The 14,261-nt window shown below is 51.0% G+C and carries 12 protein-coding genes; 4 read left to right on the top strand and 8 right to left on the bottom strand.

The window, feature by feature from the left end:
* Positions 1-42: 42 nt before the first annotated feature.
* From atpB to asnC, 6 genes are all read right to left on the bottom strand, one after another.
* A complete protein-coding gene (atpB, locus tag HV350_RS24860) occupies positions 43-858 on the bottom strand; it encodes a F0F1 ATP synthase subunit A (protein WP_003023792.1) in 816 nt (271 codons plus the stop codon).
* Positions 859-865: 7 nt separating this feature from the next.
* Positions 866-1,246, bottom strand: a complete 381-nt coding sequence (atpI, locus tag HV350_RS24855; protein ID WP_181629529.1) for a F0F1 ATP synthase subunit I — start codon at positions 1,244-1,246, stop codon at positions 866-868.
* Positions 1,247-1,860: 614 nt separating this feature from the next.
* A complete protein-coding gene (gene rsmG / locus HV350_RS24850; protein ID WP_016155084.1) occupies positions 1,861-2,484 on the bottom strand; it encodes a 16S rRNA (guanine(527)-N(7))-methyltransferase RsmG in 624 nt (207 codons plus the stop codon).
* Positions 2,485-2,587: 103 nt separating this feature from the next.
* The gene (mnmG, locus tag HV350_RS24845; protein ID WP_016155085.1) at positions 2,588-4,477 is read right to left on the bottom strand and encodes a tRNA uridine-5-carboxymethylaminomethyl(34) synthesis enzyme MnmG; all 1,890 of its coding nucleotides are present in this window, start codon (positions 4,475-4,477) and stop codon (positions 2,588-2,590) included.
* A gap of 372 nt (positions 4,478-4,849) precedes the next feature.
* Entirely contained in the window at positions 4,850-5,299 is a 450-nt protein-coding gene (gene mioC / locus HV350_RS24840; RefSeq protein ID WP_016155086.1) for an FMN-binding protein MioC, read from the bottom strand.
* An 88-nt stretch (positions 5,300-5,387) separates the two neighbouring features.
* A complete protein-coding gene (gene asnC, locus HV350_RS24835) occupies positions 5,388-5,846 on the bottom strand; it encodes a transcriptional regulator AsnC (RefSeq protein WP_003023780.1) in 459 nt (152 codons plus the stop codon).
* A 151-nt stretch (positions 5,847-5,997) separates the two neighbouring features.
* Here asnC and asnA point away from each other — a divergent pair, with 151 nt between their 5' ends.
* A complete protein-coding gene (asnA, locus tag HV350_RS24830) occupies positions 5,998-6,990 on the top strand; it encodes an aspartate--ammonia ligase (RefSeq protein ID WP_181629526.1) in 993 nt (330 codons plus the stop codon).
* Positions 6,991-6,993: 3 nt separating this feature from the next.
* Here asnA and viaA read toward each other — a convergent pair whose 3' ends face one another.
* Positions 6,994-8,445, bottom strand: a complete 1,452-nt coding sequence (gene viaA / locus HV350_RS24825) for an ATPase RavA stimulator ViaA (protein WP_016155088.1) — start codon at positions 8,443-8,445, stop codon at positions 6,994-6,996.
* The gene (gene ravA / locus HV350_RS24820) at positions 8,439-9,935 is read right to left on the bottom strand and encodes an ATPase RavA (protein WP_104651924.1); all 1,497 of its coding nucleotides are present in this window, start codon (positions 9,933-9,935) and stop codon (positions 8,439-8,441) included. Before ravA ends, viaA begins: the two co-directional genes overlap by 7 nt.
* Positions 9,936-10,265: 330 nt before the next feature.
* Here ravA and kup point away from each other — a divergent pair, with 330 nt between their 5' ends.
* From kup to rbsA, 3 genes are all read left to right on the top strand, one after another.
* Positions 10,266-12,134 (top strand): low affinity potassium transporter Kup, encoded by a 1,869-nt coding sequence (gene kup, locus HV350_RS24815; RefSeq protein ID WP_003023768.1) that lies wholly within the window; start codon positions 10,266-10,268, stop codon positions 12,132-12,134.
* A 192-nt stretch (positions 12,135-12,326) separates the two neighbouring features.
* The gene (gene rbsD / locus HV350_RS24810; RefSeq protein WP_016155090.1) at positions 12,327-12,746 is read left to right on the top strand and encodes a D-ribose pyranase; all 420 of its coding nucleotides are present in this window, start codon (positions 12,327-12,329) and stop codon (positions 12,744-12,746) included.
* A gap of 7 nt (positions 12,747-12,753) precedes the next feature.
* Positions 12,754-14,259 carry a ribose ABC transporter ATP-binding protein RbsA gene (gene rbsA / locus HV350_RS24805; RefSeq protein WP_181629525.1) on the top strand — a complete coding sequence of 502 codons (1,506 nt, stop codon included), beginning with the start codon at positions 12,754-12,756 and terminating at the stop codon, positions 14,257-14,259.
* Positions 14,260-14,261: the final 2 nt, after the last annotated feature.

Here is a 14,261-nt window from a genome sequence, read left to right as displayed (position 1 = left end):
GTCTCCAGTTTGTTTCAGTTAAAACGTAGTAGTGTTGGTAAATTAATGCTCTTCAGATGCCATCGACAGATAGACAATCGTCAGAACCATAAATATGAAGGCTTGCAGCGTGATAATCAGTATGTGGAAAATGGCCCATGGCACATTCAGGATCCACTGTGACCACCACGGCAACAGACCAGCAATCAGAATGAAAATCAGCTCACCGGCATACATGTTGCCGAACAGTCGCAGACCAAGAGAAATTGGTTTGGACAGCAGGCTTACCCCTTCAAGGATTAAGTTGACAGGGATGAACGCCCAGTGATTGAACGGCTGCAGCGTCAACTCTTTCGCGAAGCCGCCGATGCCTTTCATTTTGATGCTGTAGAACAGAATGAGGATAAATACGCCCAGCGCCATCGACAGGGTGATGTTCACGTCAGCAGACGGAACTACACGCAGAGCCGGCAGGCCAAAGATATGCTCACCGATGTACGGAAGCAGGTCGATAGGCAGCAAATCCATCAAGTTCATCAGGAATACCCAGACGAAAATCGTCAGGGCCAGCGGAGCAATCAGCTTGCTTTTGCCATGGTACATGTCTTTCACGCTACCATGCACAAAGCCGATTACCAGCTCAATCGCGGTCTGAAATTTACCTGGTACGCCGCTGGTCGCCTTTTTAGCTACGCTACGGAACATAAGCAGGAACAACAGACCCAGAACCACCGAGAAGAAAATGGAGTCAATATTGAGCGTCCAGAAGGTGGCTGGGGGGTTGTGCGGATCCACCAGCGAGAATGTACGTAGGTCCAACTGAAGGTTATTCAGATGGTGTCCTATGTAATCCTGCGGCGTCATATTTTCTGAAGCCATGATGCCTTTACCCTTTGTTGTTAATTACAGCCGGCGCCAGTATCTGAACCACCAGCACCAAAACCCACGTAACGATCAGCGGCATGAATACCGCTTTCAAAACAGCCAACGCCACCACCAGCAAAACCAGCATAGCTAACACCTTGAAGGCTTCGCCGAAGGCGAACGTCCAGGCTACTCGGCCTTTAGCTGGTGTATGCGCCTGGTGACGCCAGGCAAATATCATAAACAACACATTAGGCAGTAACACTGCCAATCCACCGCACAATGCGGAGATGCCCCAGAAAGGGTCTTTGAGGCTAAACAGCAATCCACTTGCTATTACCGCCAGAAACTGTGCGAGCAAAAGCTTACGAGCAACGTTTCGACTCAAGAGCGACATAGACATCACGTTTTTACTCCTGCTCCCTTCGAGGTATGCCGCGTGTCGTATAAAACGTTCTTTATGGCTTAGAGTCAAGCATCAAAAAGCGGTCAAATTATACGGTGCGCCTTCGTGATTTCAAACAATAAGTAGCTAAAAAGTGAATAAATGTTTAAATATTTTTCGCTACCCCACATTTATCACTTTTAAGCAAACTGTGAACGATCATGCAAAACTGCAAATGCCGCGTAAATACTGGCGGCAAAGCGTGCACCAGATCACATATTGAACATATTCACCTTCGCATAATTTATTTACGTGGCAAATGATGCCTTTTCATCTTTTTGATATTTAAGCGTAAAAATAGCCACTATTTCAAAAACAACAGCTAACAACAAAAAAACCACGCATTGACATTTATAATAAAAAATTAACACAACGGGTGGTTCTTACGTTCTATTTTTAGCAGACTGATATTTTCACAGCTGACTTGTTTCGCTTTTAACAAAAAACGGTACGTTATAGTTATGATGCAAAACCGTAAGGCGCTAGTGAATTGTAACGACATTTAACCACACTATTCCTTATGACTTTTAACACCTGAATAGCCGTTTTTTTTCTATTTTTTTTGATAAAAATTAAATTTTGTTTGGCTTAATAACCACCAGATGACGTTCACCATCCAGTTGCGGAACGCGTAATTTTTCGACCGACTCGACGCTGAATTCTGCAGGCAACGAAGCAATTTCATCTTCAGGCAACTGCCCTTTTAGCGCATAAAAACGCCCATCCAGTCCAGGCAAATGATGGCACCAACTCACCATATCAGTAAGTGACGCGAACGCACGGCTAATGACCCCATCGAACGGCGGCTCTGAAGGGAATTCTTCAACGCGACTTTGCACAGGAGTGATGTTAGTAAGCGCAAGCTCATGCTGCACCTGACGCAAGAAACGGACGCGTTTTCCCAGACTATCCAGCAGTGTGAAATGCGCTTCAGGGCGCACGATAGAGAGAGGAATACCCGGCAGGCCCGGTCCCGTACCCACGTCAATAAAACGCTCCCCCTTCAGATACGGCGCGACGACAATACTGTCCAGAATATGGCGCACCAGCATTTCGTTGGGATCCCGTACCGACGTCAAGTTGTACGCTTTGTTCCATTTGTGCAGCATATCGACATACGCAATCAGCTGATTTTTCTGGTGATCGGTAAGAGAAATACCAGCATCAGCCAGCAGACGAGAGAGTTTGTTGAGCACGGTCGTTACCTGTTCATAATCAATTTCCCGATGCGCTATAGCTTATCGGGACTACAAATTTGTAGGGCGGGCAGGCGAAGCGCCCGCCGCCAAAATAGTGTTATCAAGCGCTGCGGCGCAGCATACCTTGTTTCTTCAGCCATACCAGCAGAATGGAGATGGCGGCAGGCGTAACGCCAGAAATACGCGATGCCTGGCCGATTGATACCGGTTTGTGATCGTTCAGCTTGGCGATAACTTCATTCGACAAGCCTGAGACCTGACGATAATCCAGCGTTGCAGGCAACAGGGTGTTCTCATTACGCTGTTGTCTTTCGATCTCTTCCTGCTGACGGGCGATATACCCTTCGTATTTCACCTGAATCTCAACCTGTTCCGCGGCCTGAGCATCGTCGAGCGCAGGTGCGAACGCAGATAAAGAGGTCAACTGAGCATAGGTCATATCCGGGCGACGCAGGAGATCTTCACCGCTGGCTTCACGTGACAAAGGCGTAGCCAGGTGAGCATTCACTTCTGCTGCAGATTCCGCTAACGGATTTACCCAGGTTGATTTGAGACGCTGACGTTCCTGTTCGATACGCTCCAGCTTCTCGTTGAAACGAGCCCAGCGCTCGTCGTCCACCAGACCCAGTTCGCGACCAATTTCGGTCAGACGCAGGTCGGCGTTATCTTCGCGCAGCATCAAACGATATTCTGCGCGTGAGGTGAACATGCGGTACGGTTCTTTGGTGCCAAGCGTACACAGATCGTCCACCAGTACACCAAGATAAGCCTGATCGCGACGCGGCGCCCAGCCGTCTTTCTCAGCAGACAAGCGTGCGGCGTTCAGACCCGCCAGCATCCCTTGCGCGGCAGCTTCTTCGTAACCGGTAGTACCGTTAATCTGGCCCGCAAAGAACAGACCCTGGATGAATTTGCTTTCCAGAGTGGGTTTCAGGTCGCGCGGATCGAAGAAATCATACTCAATCGCGTAGCCAGGACGGACGATTCTGGCATTTTCCATTCCCTGCATGGAGCGGACAATTTGCATCTGCACATCGAACGGCAAGCTGGTGGAGATACCATTCGGATAAATTTCGTTAGACGTCAGTCCTTCCGGCTCGAGGAAGATCTGATGCTGATTACGATCGGCAAAGCGCATCACTTTGTCTTCGATCGACGGGCAGTAGCGCGGACCGATACCTTCGATCACGCCAGCGTACATTGGGCTACGATCGAGGTTATTGCGGATCACGTCATGGGTTCTCTCATTGGTATGCGTGATGTAACACGGCATCTGACGCGGATGTTGAGAAGCATCGCCCAGGAATGAGAAGACCGGCATCGGGTTATCGCTGTTTTGCTGGCCGAGCACGCTGAAATCAATAGTGCGTGCATCGATACGCGGCGGCGTACCGGTTTTCAGGCGGCTGACGCGCAAAGGCAGTTCACGCAGACGGCGTGACAGCGGGATAGACGGCGGATCGCCAGCACGGCCGCCGCTGTAGTTGTCCAGACCAATATGAATTTTGCCGTCAAGAAAAGTCCCTACGGTTAATACAACCGCTTTGGCACGGAACTTCAGTCCCATTTGGGTCACTGCACCCACAACACGATCGTTTTCAACAATCAGATCTTCAACTGCCTGTTGGAAGATCATCAGATTGGGTTGATTCTCGAGTGCGGTGCGTACAGCCTGGCGATAGAGCACACGGTCGGCCTGAGCTCGGGTAGCACGAACGGCTGGCCCTTTGCTGGCGTTTAGTATCCTAAACTGGATACCTGCATGGTCGATCGCTTTTGCCATCAACCCACCAAGCGCATCCACTTCTTTTACCAGGTGTCCCTTCCCAATACCGCCGATCGCCGGGTTGCAGCTCATCTGTCCCAGAGTGTCGATATTGTGTGTCAAAAGCAGAGTCTGTTGACCCATTCGCGCCGCGGCCATTGCGGCCTCGGTGCCTGCATGACCCCCGCCAATGATGATGACGTCAAAAGGATCCTGATAAAACATGGTAATTGCCTCGCATAACGCGGTGTGAAAGTGGATTGAAGCCCGGGCCGTGGATTCTACTCAACTTTAGTCGATCGAGAAAGCCCTGGGATCCTGGGTATTAAAAAGAAGATCTTTTTATTTAGAGATCTGTTTTATTGTGATCTCTTATTAGGATCGCAACTTTCTGTGGATAAGGGCGATCCTTTGAATAAGATCAACAGGTTGTTGAGGATCATTAGCTGTGAATGATCGGTGATCCTGGCCCGTATAAGCTGGGAGCAGAATGAAGGGTTATACACAACTCAAAAACTGAACAACGGTTGTTCTTGGGATAACTACCGGTTGATCCAAGCTTTTAACCAGAGTTATCCACATAAAAAAGTACGATCTTTACAAATCTCTGAGCAATGGATGCCAGGATCCCAGCCAAATTTCAGCCGGATCTTCCGGAATTTCATGTTCCAGTACGTTGATCCTGAGCGTTTCGCCGATCTGTTTTGCCCCGCAGGCTTTCAGTTCGGCTTCCAGCTTGTCGATTGCGCCGCAAAAGGTGTCATATTCACGACTGCCGATCCCGATTGCACCAAAGTGCACTTGTGAAAGGTCCGGTTTTTGCTCGCATAAGGCATCATATAAAGGCTGCAGGTTGTCAGGAATGTCTCCCGCACCGTGCGTGGAGCTAATAATCAGCCAGATCCCATCAGTCGGGACCTCTTCAAGCATTGGCCCATGCAGTATTTCGCTGGAAAAACCCGCGTCGTCCAGTTTTTCAGCCAGATGCTCTGCTACATATTCCGCACTGCCAAGCGTGCTGCCGCTGATAAGAGTGATTTCTGCCATGATCGCCCACCTTTATAAAGAGGGCGTATTGTACGCTGTGAGCGAGCTGGGATCTACCTGTGGAAAAATAGGGGATTAAAAAAAGCGATCATGGCTTGATGGTGCGCATGATCGGGTTTTGCAGGACGATCAGGGTCTCCGTGGACTGAATTTCGTCAATTGTTTGGATCTTGTTGATAAGTACCTGCTGTAACGCGTCGATCGACTTGCACATCACCTTTATAAAGATGCTGTAGTGCCCGGTGGTGTAATACGCTTCGGTCACCTCATCGAGGCTTTCCAGTCTGGCCAACGCTGACGGATAGTCTTTCGCACTTTTCAGGATGATGCCGATAAAGCAGCCGACGTCATAGCCTAACTGTTTTGGACTAACATCAATCCGCGCGCCGGTAATAATCCCGGCCTGCTTCATCTTCTCTACGCGAACGTGAATTGTCCCCGGGCTCACGCCGAACTGTTTGGCCAATTCGGCATAGGCCGTTCGGGCATTTTCCATCAGGGCGTCAAGAATGCCGCGGTCCAGATTGTCGATCTGATAATTTTCCATAGGTTTTTCTTATGTAGATTAATGATTCCCTCTATTTTAGACGTTAATTTTAACGAATCAAAATCGAAGACGGCTTTTTGTTTGTTGATTATTGAATATTACCTACATTCTGTTGCTTAATCATAGGCAACAGGACACAGGAGTACACATAATGAAAACCGCTTACATTGCCAAACAACGTCAAATTAGCTTCGTAAAATCTCATTTTTCTCGTCAGCTGGAAGAGCGTTTAGGTCTGATCGAAGTTCAGGCTCCGATCCTCAGCCGCGTAGGAGATGGCACGCAAGATAACTTGTCGGGCTGTGAAAAAGCGGTGCAGGTGAAGGTTAAAGCATTGCCAGACGCTCAATTCGAAGTGGTTCATTCACTGGCGAAGTGGAAGCGTCAAACATTAGGACAACACGACTTTAGCGCAGGCGAAGGGCTGTACACGCATATGAAGGCCCTGCGTCCCGATGAAGATCGCCTTTCCCCACTGCACTCAGTGTATGTTGACCAGTGGGACTGGGAGCGCGTGATGGGCGATGGCGAGCGTCAATTCTCCACTCTGAAAAGCACGGTAGAGGCTATCTGGGCGGGAATTAAGGCTACCGAAGCTGCGGTGAGCAAAGAGTTTGGTCTGGCACCGTTCCTGCCAGAGCAGATCCACTTTGTTCATAGCCAGGAACTGTTATCTCGTTATCCTGGTCTTGACGCAAAAGGTCGTGAACGTGCGATCGCTAAAGAGCTGGGCGCGGTATTCCTGGTGGGGATCGGCGGCAAGCTCAGCGACGGTCACCGCCATGATGTACGTGCGCCGGATTATGATGACTTGAGTTCAGCGTCCGAGCTGGGTCACGCCGGTCTGAACGGTGATATTTTGGTCTGGAACCCGGTACTGGAGGATGCGTTTGAGCTGTCTTCTATGGGGATCCGTGTGGATGCTGACGCTCTGAAACATCAGCTGTCTCTGACCGGAGATGAAGATCGTCTGAGTCTGGAATGGCACCAGGCGCTGCTGCGCGGTGAAATGCCACAGACGATTGGTGGAGGAATTGGGCAGTCGCGTCTGACCATGCTGTTGCTGCAATTACCACACATTGGTCAGGTTCAGTGTGGCGTATGGCCGGCACAGGTACGTGAAAGCGTCGCCTCTCTGTTGTAAGAATTAACGCCGCCAGCGTCTGAGCAGGCGGCTTCGCATCCCGGTATCAAAGCGCCAGATATGATCGAAAATGCGCATGATGCCGGGTTTACCATGTGCTGACATCGCCACCGCGTGAAAACGGTGCTGGTGCACCCGCTGTAATTCCCCCACTTTGCTGACAACCTCATCGGGTAATCGCTGAGCGATAAAATCTGAGATCACCACCGCATCAGCATCAAACCATTCCCGACCCTGCATGCGCTCAGTAATGGCGCGAAAACAGCTGGCAATATCGGTACCGCCGCGAAAGCGCTGACTTAAAAAACGGATCGCCTGTTCGATGCCCTCCGGGCCGGATAGCTCGTAGCGCACTACTTCTGTTGAAAACAGCATGATGAAACAGCGTCGGTTATCGGCAAGGGCGACGCGCATTAGCGCCAGGCAAAAGGCTTTCGCACACTGCTCATTAAAGCCGCCCATCGATCCCGAAGTATCAACGCAGACGATAAAAGGTCCGCGCGGTTGCTCGTCAAAATCCTGATGCACCACGGGGCGTTCCGTGACTTTCTCACGCCATGCTTCGCCGTGCAGGCGATAGGTCAACAGCTGCTTTTCCACCAGTCGTCGGTAGAACTCGTATTCCAGTTCGGTAATGCCCAGCGTGGCCAGTTCCGGCGGCAGCAGGCGCAGGATATCGTCGCTTTGCTGGATGCCATCTACTTGCTCCGGGACGGTTGCCGGTTCGCGCACCAGGGTACGGAAAGTTTCCATTGGCGCATCTTTTCGCGGTACGGATTTCGCTTCTCTGGAACGGCCTAACTGCTCAGCCAGACGCTGGAGTTCAGGTTGTTGCGTCAGGAATTCGCCATATTTCACCATCAACTGATAATCACCGCGCTTGATTTGACCTGCGCTCATATCCCACAACCGGCCTGCGGCGTTGTCATTTTCTGCCAGTACAGGTTCCAGTTGCCCGCTAAGGGTCATCCGTTCCTGTACTTCACTGAGCAAATGCTCGCGCTCTTCTTCCAGCAGTTGCTGATTCAGCGTTGTGGTTTGCACCACCAGGCTCAGGCGCCAGCGCTGGAGAAAAAGCGTATGTAGGGCAGGCGTAAACGCGCTGTTGTCATTGACCAACTGCTGCGCTTGTCCGGCCCATGGCGAATGGAGGTGGTGCAATAGCGACAATATTTGCGGTAGCTGGACGATAAACTGCGCATGAGAGAGGAGCTGGCTTTGTTGATAGCATATGACTTCTTCCGCTAACTCCGGCGGTACATGGGTATCTTTGAGGCGGCTACGCAAAGATTCACGCCAGCGGGGAATATCGTCAGTGATCGCTTTTTTAAGGCGAGGGAATTTGTTAAAAAATACCACCATCTTCGGAGAAGCCAGTAGGGCGACGATCATCTCTTCGATCATCGCTTCTTCACTGACTGCCAGCATGATGTTGAGTGTATCAAGGGTCAGCATTGTTGCGCCTGGCGGATTTGTGCCCCGACATCCTGCAGACTGGCCTCAATGCGGCCTAACCAGTCGCTATGAATAAACAGACATTTTTGCTGCTCGCTAAATGCGCTGTGCTGCTGATGCCACTCGTTATCGAGCGCTTCAAGCTCCTGTTTTATTTCAGCGGGCATACTCTCTTGTGATGTACCGGGCAATGCCAGGCGAGAGCCTTGTAAGCTGACGTCGCGTACAACCAGGTGCTGCGCGCTATCCACTTCCATGTTCAGCGTCTGGGCAAAACCGATGCCGTTTAATTTTCCGCGGATCTCACCACCTTTGGTTAACCACAGTTCCAGCGCACTACGTTCGAAAGCAATATGGATAACTTCCATATCATGCAGCTTTAAGGGCTTTTGCAGTAATAATGTCACGACGGAAGACGTGGCTTCCGGCGGTAAATCATAATGAGGACGACGGCTGAACATGCCGCCCTGACGGATCACGGTGAATGCTGTTTTATCGCTTTGCTGCTGCTGGAGCTGAATGCGGCGCTGCACAATACTGCCCAGACGGGTCAGCATGGCTTGCTGTTGCCATGCGTGTCCGGTCATCAATATTTCCAGCTGCTGCTGCATTAGATTCAGGCTTTGTGCGTCGTACCACAGGCAATCTTTCAGCAGGATCAGGTCGATGGGAACTACCGCATCACGTCCGCTAAAGAAGGCGCTGGCCTGGAGCAAGCGAATGGCTTTTTTCCAGCGACGATCGGACACGTAGGGGGCATTCGGTAGCGTGTCCAACTGCTGGCGCAGCATGAAAATAAGCTCAAACACGCGATCGGGAAGCGTGATGGCGCCAATGTCCTTTTGCCACTGGTAATACTCTTCATCCGTTACCTGTAACGATACCGGGACCGGATTGTCGCTTTCATCCTGCTGACTTAACAGCATCGAGCGGAAGTTGGCCTTGTCCTGGACTTTATCCAGCCACAGACGAATCAGCATACGGTCGTACAGCGCTTCCAGGCTGCTGTCTGCTTCAGGCAGTTCGTTGGAGGCTGCCACCAGCAGGCGCATCGGGATTTTCTCTTCATGCGCGCCGTTGCGGAAGTGGCGTTCGTTGATGGCAGTCAGCAGGGTGTTAAGAATCGCCGGTCCCGCCTTCCAGATTTCATCGAGAAAGACGATTTCAGCTTCAGGCAGATAGCCTGCCGTTAAGCGTTCATAGCGACCTTCGTCTTTTAACGCCTGAATGGACAGCGGGCCGAAAACCTCTTCCGGCGTAGAGAAGCGCGTCATCAGATATTCGAAGGCGCGAGCATTTTGAAAGGCAAATTTCAGTCTGCGGGCAATTAAGCTTTTCGCGATCCCGGGAGGACCTAATAAGAAAACGCTCTCGCCGCTAAGTGCAGCCAGCAGACACAGACGAATGGCGTGGCTACGTTCATAAAGTCCCTTTTCCAGCGCATTGCTCAGACGGGAAATTCTTTCCGCTAATAAATGTGGGTGAGCCATAATGAAGTGGCGTCCTTTCGCCAAATGTACTGCATAAACAGCGAGTATAGATGCTTCACACCAGTGCAGTAATAGACTGAAGGTGCGCTTATTTTTCTTTGAGCCAGATTAATCTGGTCTCATTTAGGGGTACGATTTTGCGATTAATCGTGCATACTGTGCGCCTTTTTGTGGGCCAAGGGACGACGCACACATTTCTTATATATACACCAAATCAATCAAGCTGCACCAAGGCGGCAATGGAGTTTTCTTCTGGGATGGGGGGAATAACGAATGCAGCCCACGCGGAGGTGGCTTGAAAGATGATGTGTATAAACGAAAGACGAGTCTATGAGCACTGATAATAAACAATCATTGTCTGCGATTACCCTTGCGGCCATTGGGGTTGTCTACGGTGATATTGGTACCAGCCCACTTTATACGCTTCGTGAATGTTTGTCCGGCCAGTTTGGTTTTGGCGTTGAACGTGACGCCGTATTTGGCTTTCTCTCGCTGATTTTCTGGCTGCTGATCTTTGTTGTCTCCATTAAATACCTGACGTTTGTCATGCGCGCGGATAACGCCGGAGAAGGCGGGATCCTGACGCTGATGTCATTGGCCGGGCGTAATACTTCAGCACGAACAACCTCCATGCTGGTGATTATGGGGTTGATTGGCGGCAGCTTCTTCTATGGAGAAGTGGTGATAACGCCTGCTATCTCGGTGATGTCGGCGATTGAAGGTCTGGAGATCATTGCCCCGCAACTGGATACCTGGATTGTTCCGCTCTCGATAATCGTACTGACCCTGCTGTTTTTGATTCAAAAACACGGTACCGGCATGGTCGGTAAACTGTTTGCGCCGATTATGCTGTTGTGGTTCCTGACGCTGGCGGTGTTAGGCGTGCGCAGTATTATTGGCAATCCGGAAGTGCTGCAGGCGCTCAATCCATATTGGGCGGTGCATTTCTTCCTCGAATTCAAAACGTTGTCCTTTATTGCGCTGGGTGCGGTGGTGTTGTCGATTACCGGTGTTGAAGCGCTGTATGCGGATATGGGCCACTTTGGTAAGTTGCCGATTCGCCTGGCATGGTTCTCCGTGGTATTGCCTTCGCTGGTACTGAACTATTTTGGTCAGGGGGCGTTGCTGTTAAAGCATCCTGAAGCGATTAAAAACCCGTTCTTCCTGCTGGCACCGGACTGGGCGTTGATACCGCTCCTGATCCTCGCCGCGCTGGCAACGGTTATCGCTTCACAGGCGGTTATCTCCGGCGTCTTCTCACTGACGCGTCAGGCCGTGCGTCTGGGGTATTTATCGCCGATGCGTATCATCCATACCTCGGAAATGGAGTCGGGCCAGATCTACATTCCTTTCGTTAACTGGATGCTCTATTTTGCAGTGGTTATTGTGATTGTGAGCTTTGAACACTCCAGCAATCTGGCTGCGGCGTACGGGATTGCGGTGACGGGGACGATGGTGCTGACCTCAATTCTGTCGACCACCGTGGCGCGCAAAAACTGGCACTGGAATAAATACTTCGTCTTCCTGATCCTGGTGGCGTTCTTGTGCGTCGATGTTCCGCTGTTCTCCGCGAACCTCGATAAACTGATTTCCGGCGGTTGGCTGCCTCTGACGCTGGGTCTGGTGATGTTCACCATCATGACTACCTGGAAAAGCGAGCGTTTCCGTCTGCTGCGTCGCATGCATGAGCACGGCAATTCTCTGGAGGCGATGATTGCCTCTCTGGAGAAATCACCACCGGTACGCGTGCCGGGAACGGCGGTGTACATGTCTCGTGCATTGAACGTCATCCCGTTTGCGCTACTGCATAACCTCAAACATAACAAGGTTCTGCATGAACGCGTTATTCTGCTGACGCTGCGCACGGAAGATGCGCCATATGTTCACAATGTGCGTAGGGTGCAGATTGAGCAGTTATCGCCCACCTTCTGGCGCGTGGTGGCCAGCTACGGTTGGCGCGAAACGCCGAACGTTGAAGAAGTGTTCCATCGCTGCGGTCTGGAAGGCTTAAGCTGTCGGATGATGGAAACCTCGTTCTTCATGTCGCACGAGTCGTTGATTGTTGGAAAACGACCATGGTATCTGCGTCTGCGCGGCAAGCTGTATCTGCTACTACAACGCAATGCGCTGCGCGCCCCGGACCAGTTTGAAATCCCACCGAACCGGGTTATTGAGCTCGGTACTCAGGTCGAGATTTAATCTCATCGACGCCCTCTTTCATCGCGAAAGGGGGCGTTTTGTTTTGTCCCTCCCAGTTTTCATTTCATCGAATGATAATCCTTGCGAAACGTTTCGATGGCGATCACATTTTCGTAACTTCGCGGTGGTTTTATGTCCACTCTTCGCTCTACACTTATCTTCAGCGAAACGTTTCGCTAGTGGGGAAAGAAAATGAAGAAAGGCACGGTACTCAACTCTGAAATTTCATCGGTGATCTCCCGTCTGGGGCATACCGATACGCTGGTGGTGTGTGATGCAGGTTTACCCATCCCGAATAGCACAACGCGTATCGATATGGCATTAACCCAGGGTGTACCTTCTTTTATGCAGGTACTGGATGTGGTGACACGTGAAATGCAGGTCGAGGCGGCCATTCTCGCGACGGAAATTAAACAACATAATCCGCAACTCCACGAAACGTTGCTCAGCCACATTGAGCAACTGCAACAACACCAGGGAAACACCATAGAAATTCGTTACACCACGCATGAACAATTCAAAAAACAAACCGCAGACAGTCAGGCGGTAATTCGCAGCGGAGAGTGTTCTCCGTATGCGAATATCATTCTCTGTGCTGGCGTCACGTTCTGAGGCCATCATGAACGCATTACTGCAACTCAAAGGGATCGATAAAGCGTTCCCGGGCGTAAAAGCGCTATCCGGCGCCGCGCTGAATGTCTACCCAGGCCGCGTAATGGCGCTGGTGGGCGAAAACGGCGCGGGCAAATCCACCATGATGAAAGTGTTGACCGGGATCTATACCCGTGATGCCGGTTCTTTATTGTGGTTGGGAAAAGAGACCACCTTTAACGGCCCTAAATCCTCCCAGGAAGCCGGAATCGGTATCATCCACCAGGAGCTGAATTTGATCCCGCAACTCACTATCGCCGAGAACATTTTTCTTGGCCGTGAGTTCGTTAATCGCTTTGGCAAAATTGACTGGAAGAAGATGTACGCCGAAGCCGATCTGCTGCTTGCCAAACTGAATCTGCGCTTTAAAAGCGACAGACTGGTCGGTGAACTGTCGATTGGCGATCAGCAGATGGTTGAAATTGCCAAAGTGCTGAGCTTTGAATCGAAGGTCATCATTATGGATGAGCCGACGGATGCGCTCACCGATACCGAAACAGAATCCCTGTTCCGCGTCATTCGCGAACTTAAATCCCAGGGACGCGGCATTGTCTATATTTCTCACCGCATGAAAGAGATCTTCGAGATTTGTGACGACGTGACCGTTTTTCGCGACGGGCAGTTTATTGCCGAGCGTGAAGTCGCCTCGCTGACCGAAGACTCGCTGATTGAAATGATGGTGGGACGTAAGCTGGAAGATCAATACCCGCGCCTGGAAAAAGCGCCGGGTGATATTCGCCTGAAGGTCGATAACCTGTGCGGCCCTGGCGTAAACGATGTTTCATTCACGCTACGTAAAGGCGAGATCCTTGGCGTATCGGGGCTGATGGGTGCCGGACGTACCGAGCTGATGAAAGTGTTGTACGGCGCATTGCCGCGCATCAGCGGTTACGTCACGCTTGATGGCCATGAAGTGGTCACCCGTTCGCCGCAGGATGGGTTGGCTAACGGCATCGTCTATATTTCTGAAGACCGTAAACGCGATGGTTTAGTGCTGGGCATGTCTGTGAAAGAGAACATGTCACTAACCGCGCTGCGTTATTTCAGTCGCGCTGGTGGAAGCCTTAAACATAAAGACGAGCAGCAGGCGGTAGGTGATTTTATTCGTCTGTTCAATGTTAAAACGCCATCGATGGAACAGGCTATCGGTCTGCTTTCTGGCGGTAATCAGCAGAAAGTGGCGATTGCGCGCGGTCTGATGACCCGACCAAAAGTCCTGATCCTCGATGAACCAACGCGCGGCGTTGACGTTGGGGCTAAAAAAGAAATCTATCAGCTTATCAACCAGTTTAAGGCCGATGGGCTGAGCATCATTCTGGTCTCCTCTGAGATGCCAGAAGTATTGGGCATGAGCGATCGAATTATCGTTATGCATGAAGGGCATCTCGGCGGTGAGTTCACTCGCGAGCAGGCCACTCAGGAAGTATTAATGGCTGCCGCTGTGGGCAAGCTTAATCGCGTGAATCAGGAGTAAAA

This window comes from Citrobacter sp. RHBSTW-01013, from assembly GCF_013781985.1.
Lineage (GTDB): Bacteria > Pseudomonadota > Gammaproteobacteria > Enterobacterales > Enterobacteriaceae > Citrobacter > Citrobacter braakii.
Note: the sequence above shows the minus strand (reverse complement) of the source record. Positions and strands in the feature narration are given on the sequence as shown.

Coding starts and splice junctions, on each gene's coding strand:
- atpI (WP_181629529.1), bottom strand. CDS start 1,246: ATGTCTATGTCGCTCTTGAGTCGAAACGTTGCTCGTAAGCTTTTGCTC.
- viaA (WP_016155088.1), bottom strand. CDS start 8,445: ATGCTGACCCTTGATACACTCAACATCATGCTGGCAGTCAGTGAAGAA.
- kup (WP_003023768.1), top strand. CDS start 10,266: ATGAGCACTGATAATAAACAATCATTGTCTGCGATTACCCTTGCGGCC.
- rbsD (WP_016155090.1), top strand. CDS start 12,327: ATGAAGAAAGGCACGGTACTCAACTCTGAAATTTCATCGGTGATCTCC.
- atpB (WP_003023792.1), bottom strand. CDS start 858: ATGGCTTCAGAAAATATGACGCCGCAGGATTACATAGGACACCATCTG.
- ravA (WP_104651924.1), bottom strand. CDS start 9,935: ATGGCTCACCCACATTTATTAGCGGAAAGAATTTCCCGTCTGAGCAAT.
- asnC (WP_003023780.1), bottom strand. CDS start 5,846: ATGGAAAATTATCAGATCGACAATCTGGACCGCGGCATTCTTGACGCC.
- asnA (WP_181629526.1), top strand. CDS start 5,998: ATGAAAACCGCTTACATTGCCAAACAACGTCAAATTAGCTTCGTAAAA.
- rbsA (WP_181629525.1), top strand. CDS start 12,754: ATGAACGCATTACTGCAACTCAAAGGGATCGATAAAGCGTTCCCGGGC.
- mioC (WP_016155086.1), bottom strand. CDS start 5,299: ATGGCAGAAATCACTCTTATCAGCGGCAGCACGCTTGGCAGTGCGGAA.
- mnmG (WP_016155085.1), bottom strand. CDS start 4,477: ATGTTTTATCAGGATCCTTTTGACGTCATCATCATTGGCGGGGGTCAT.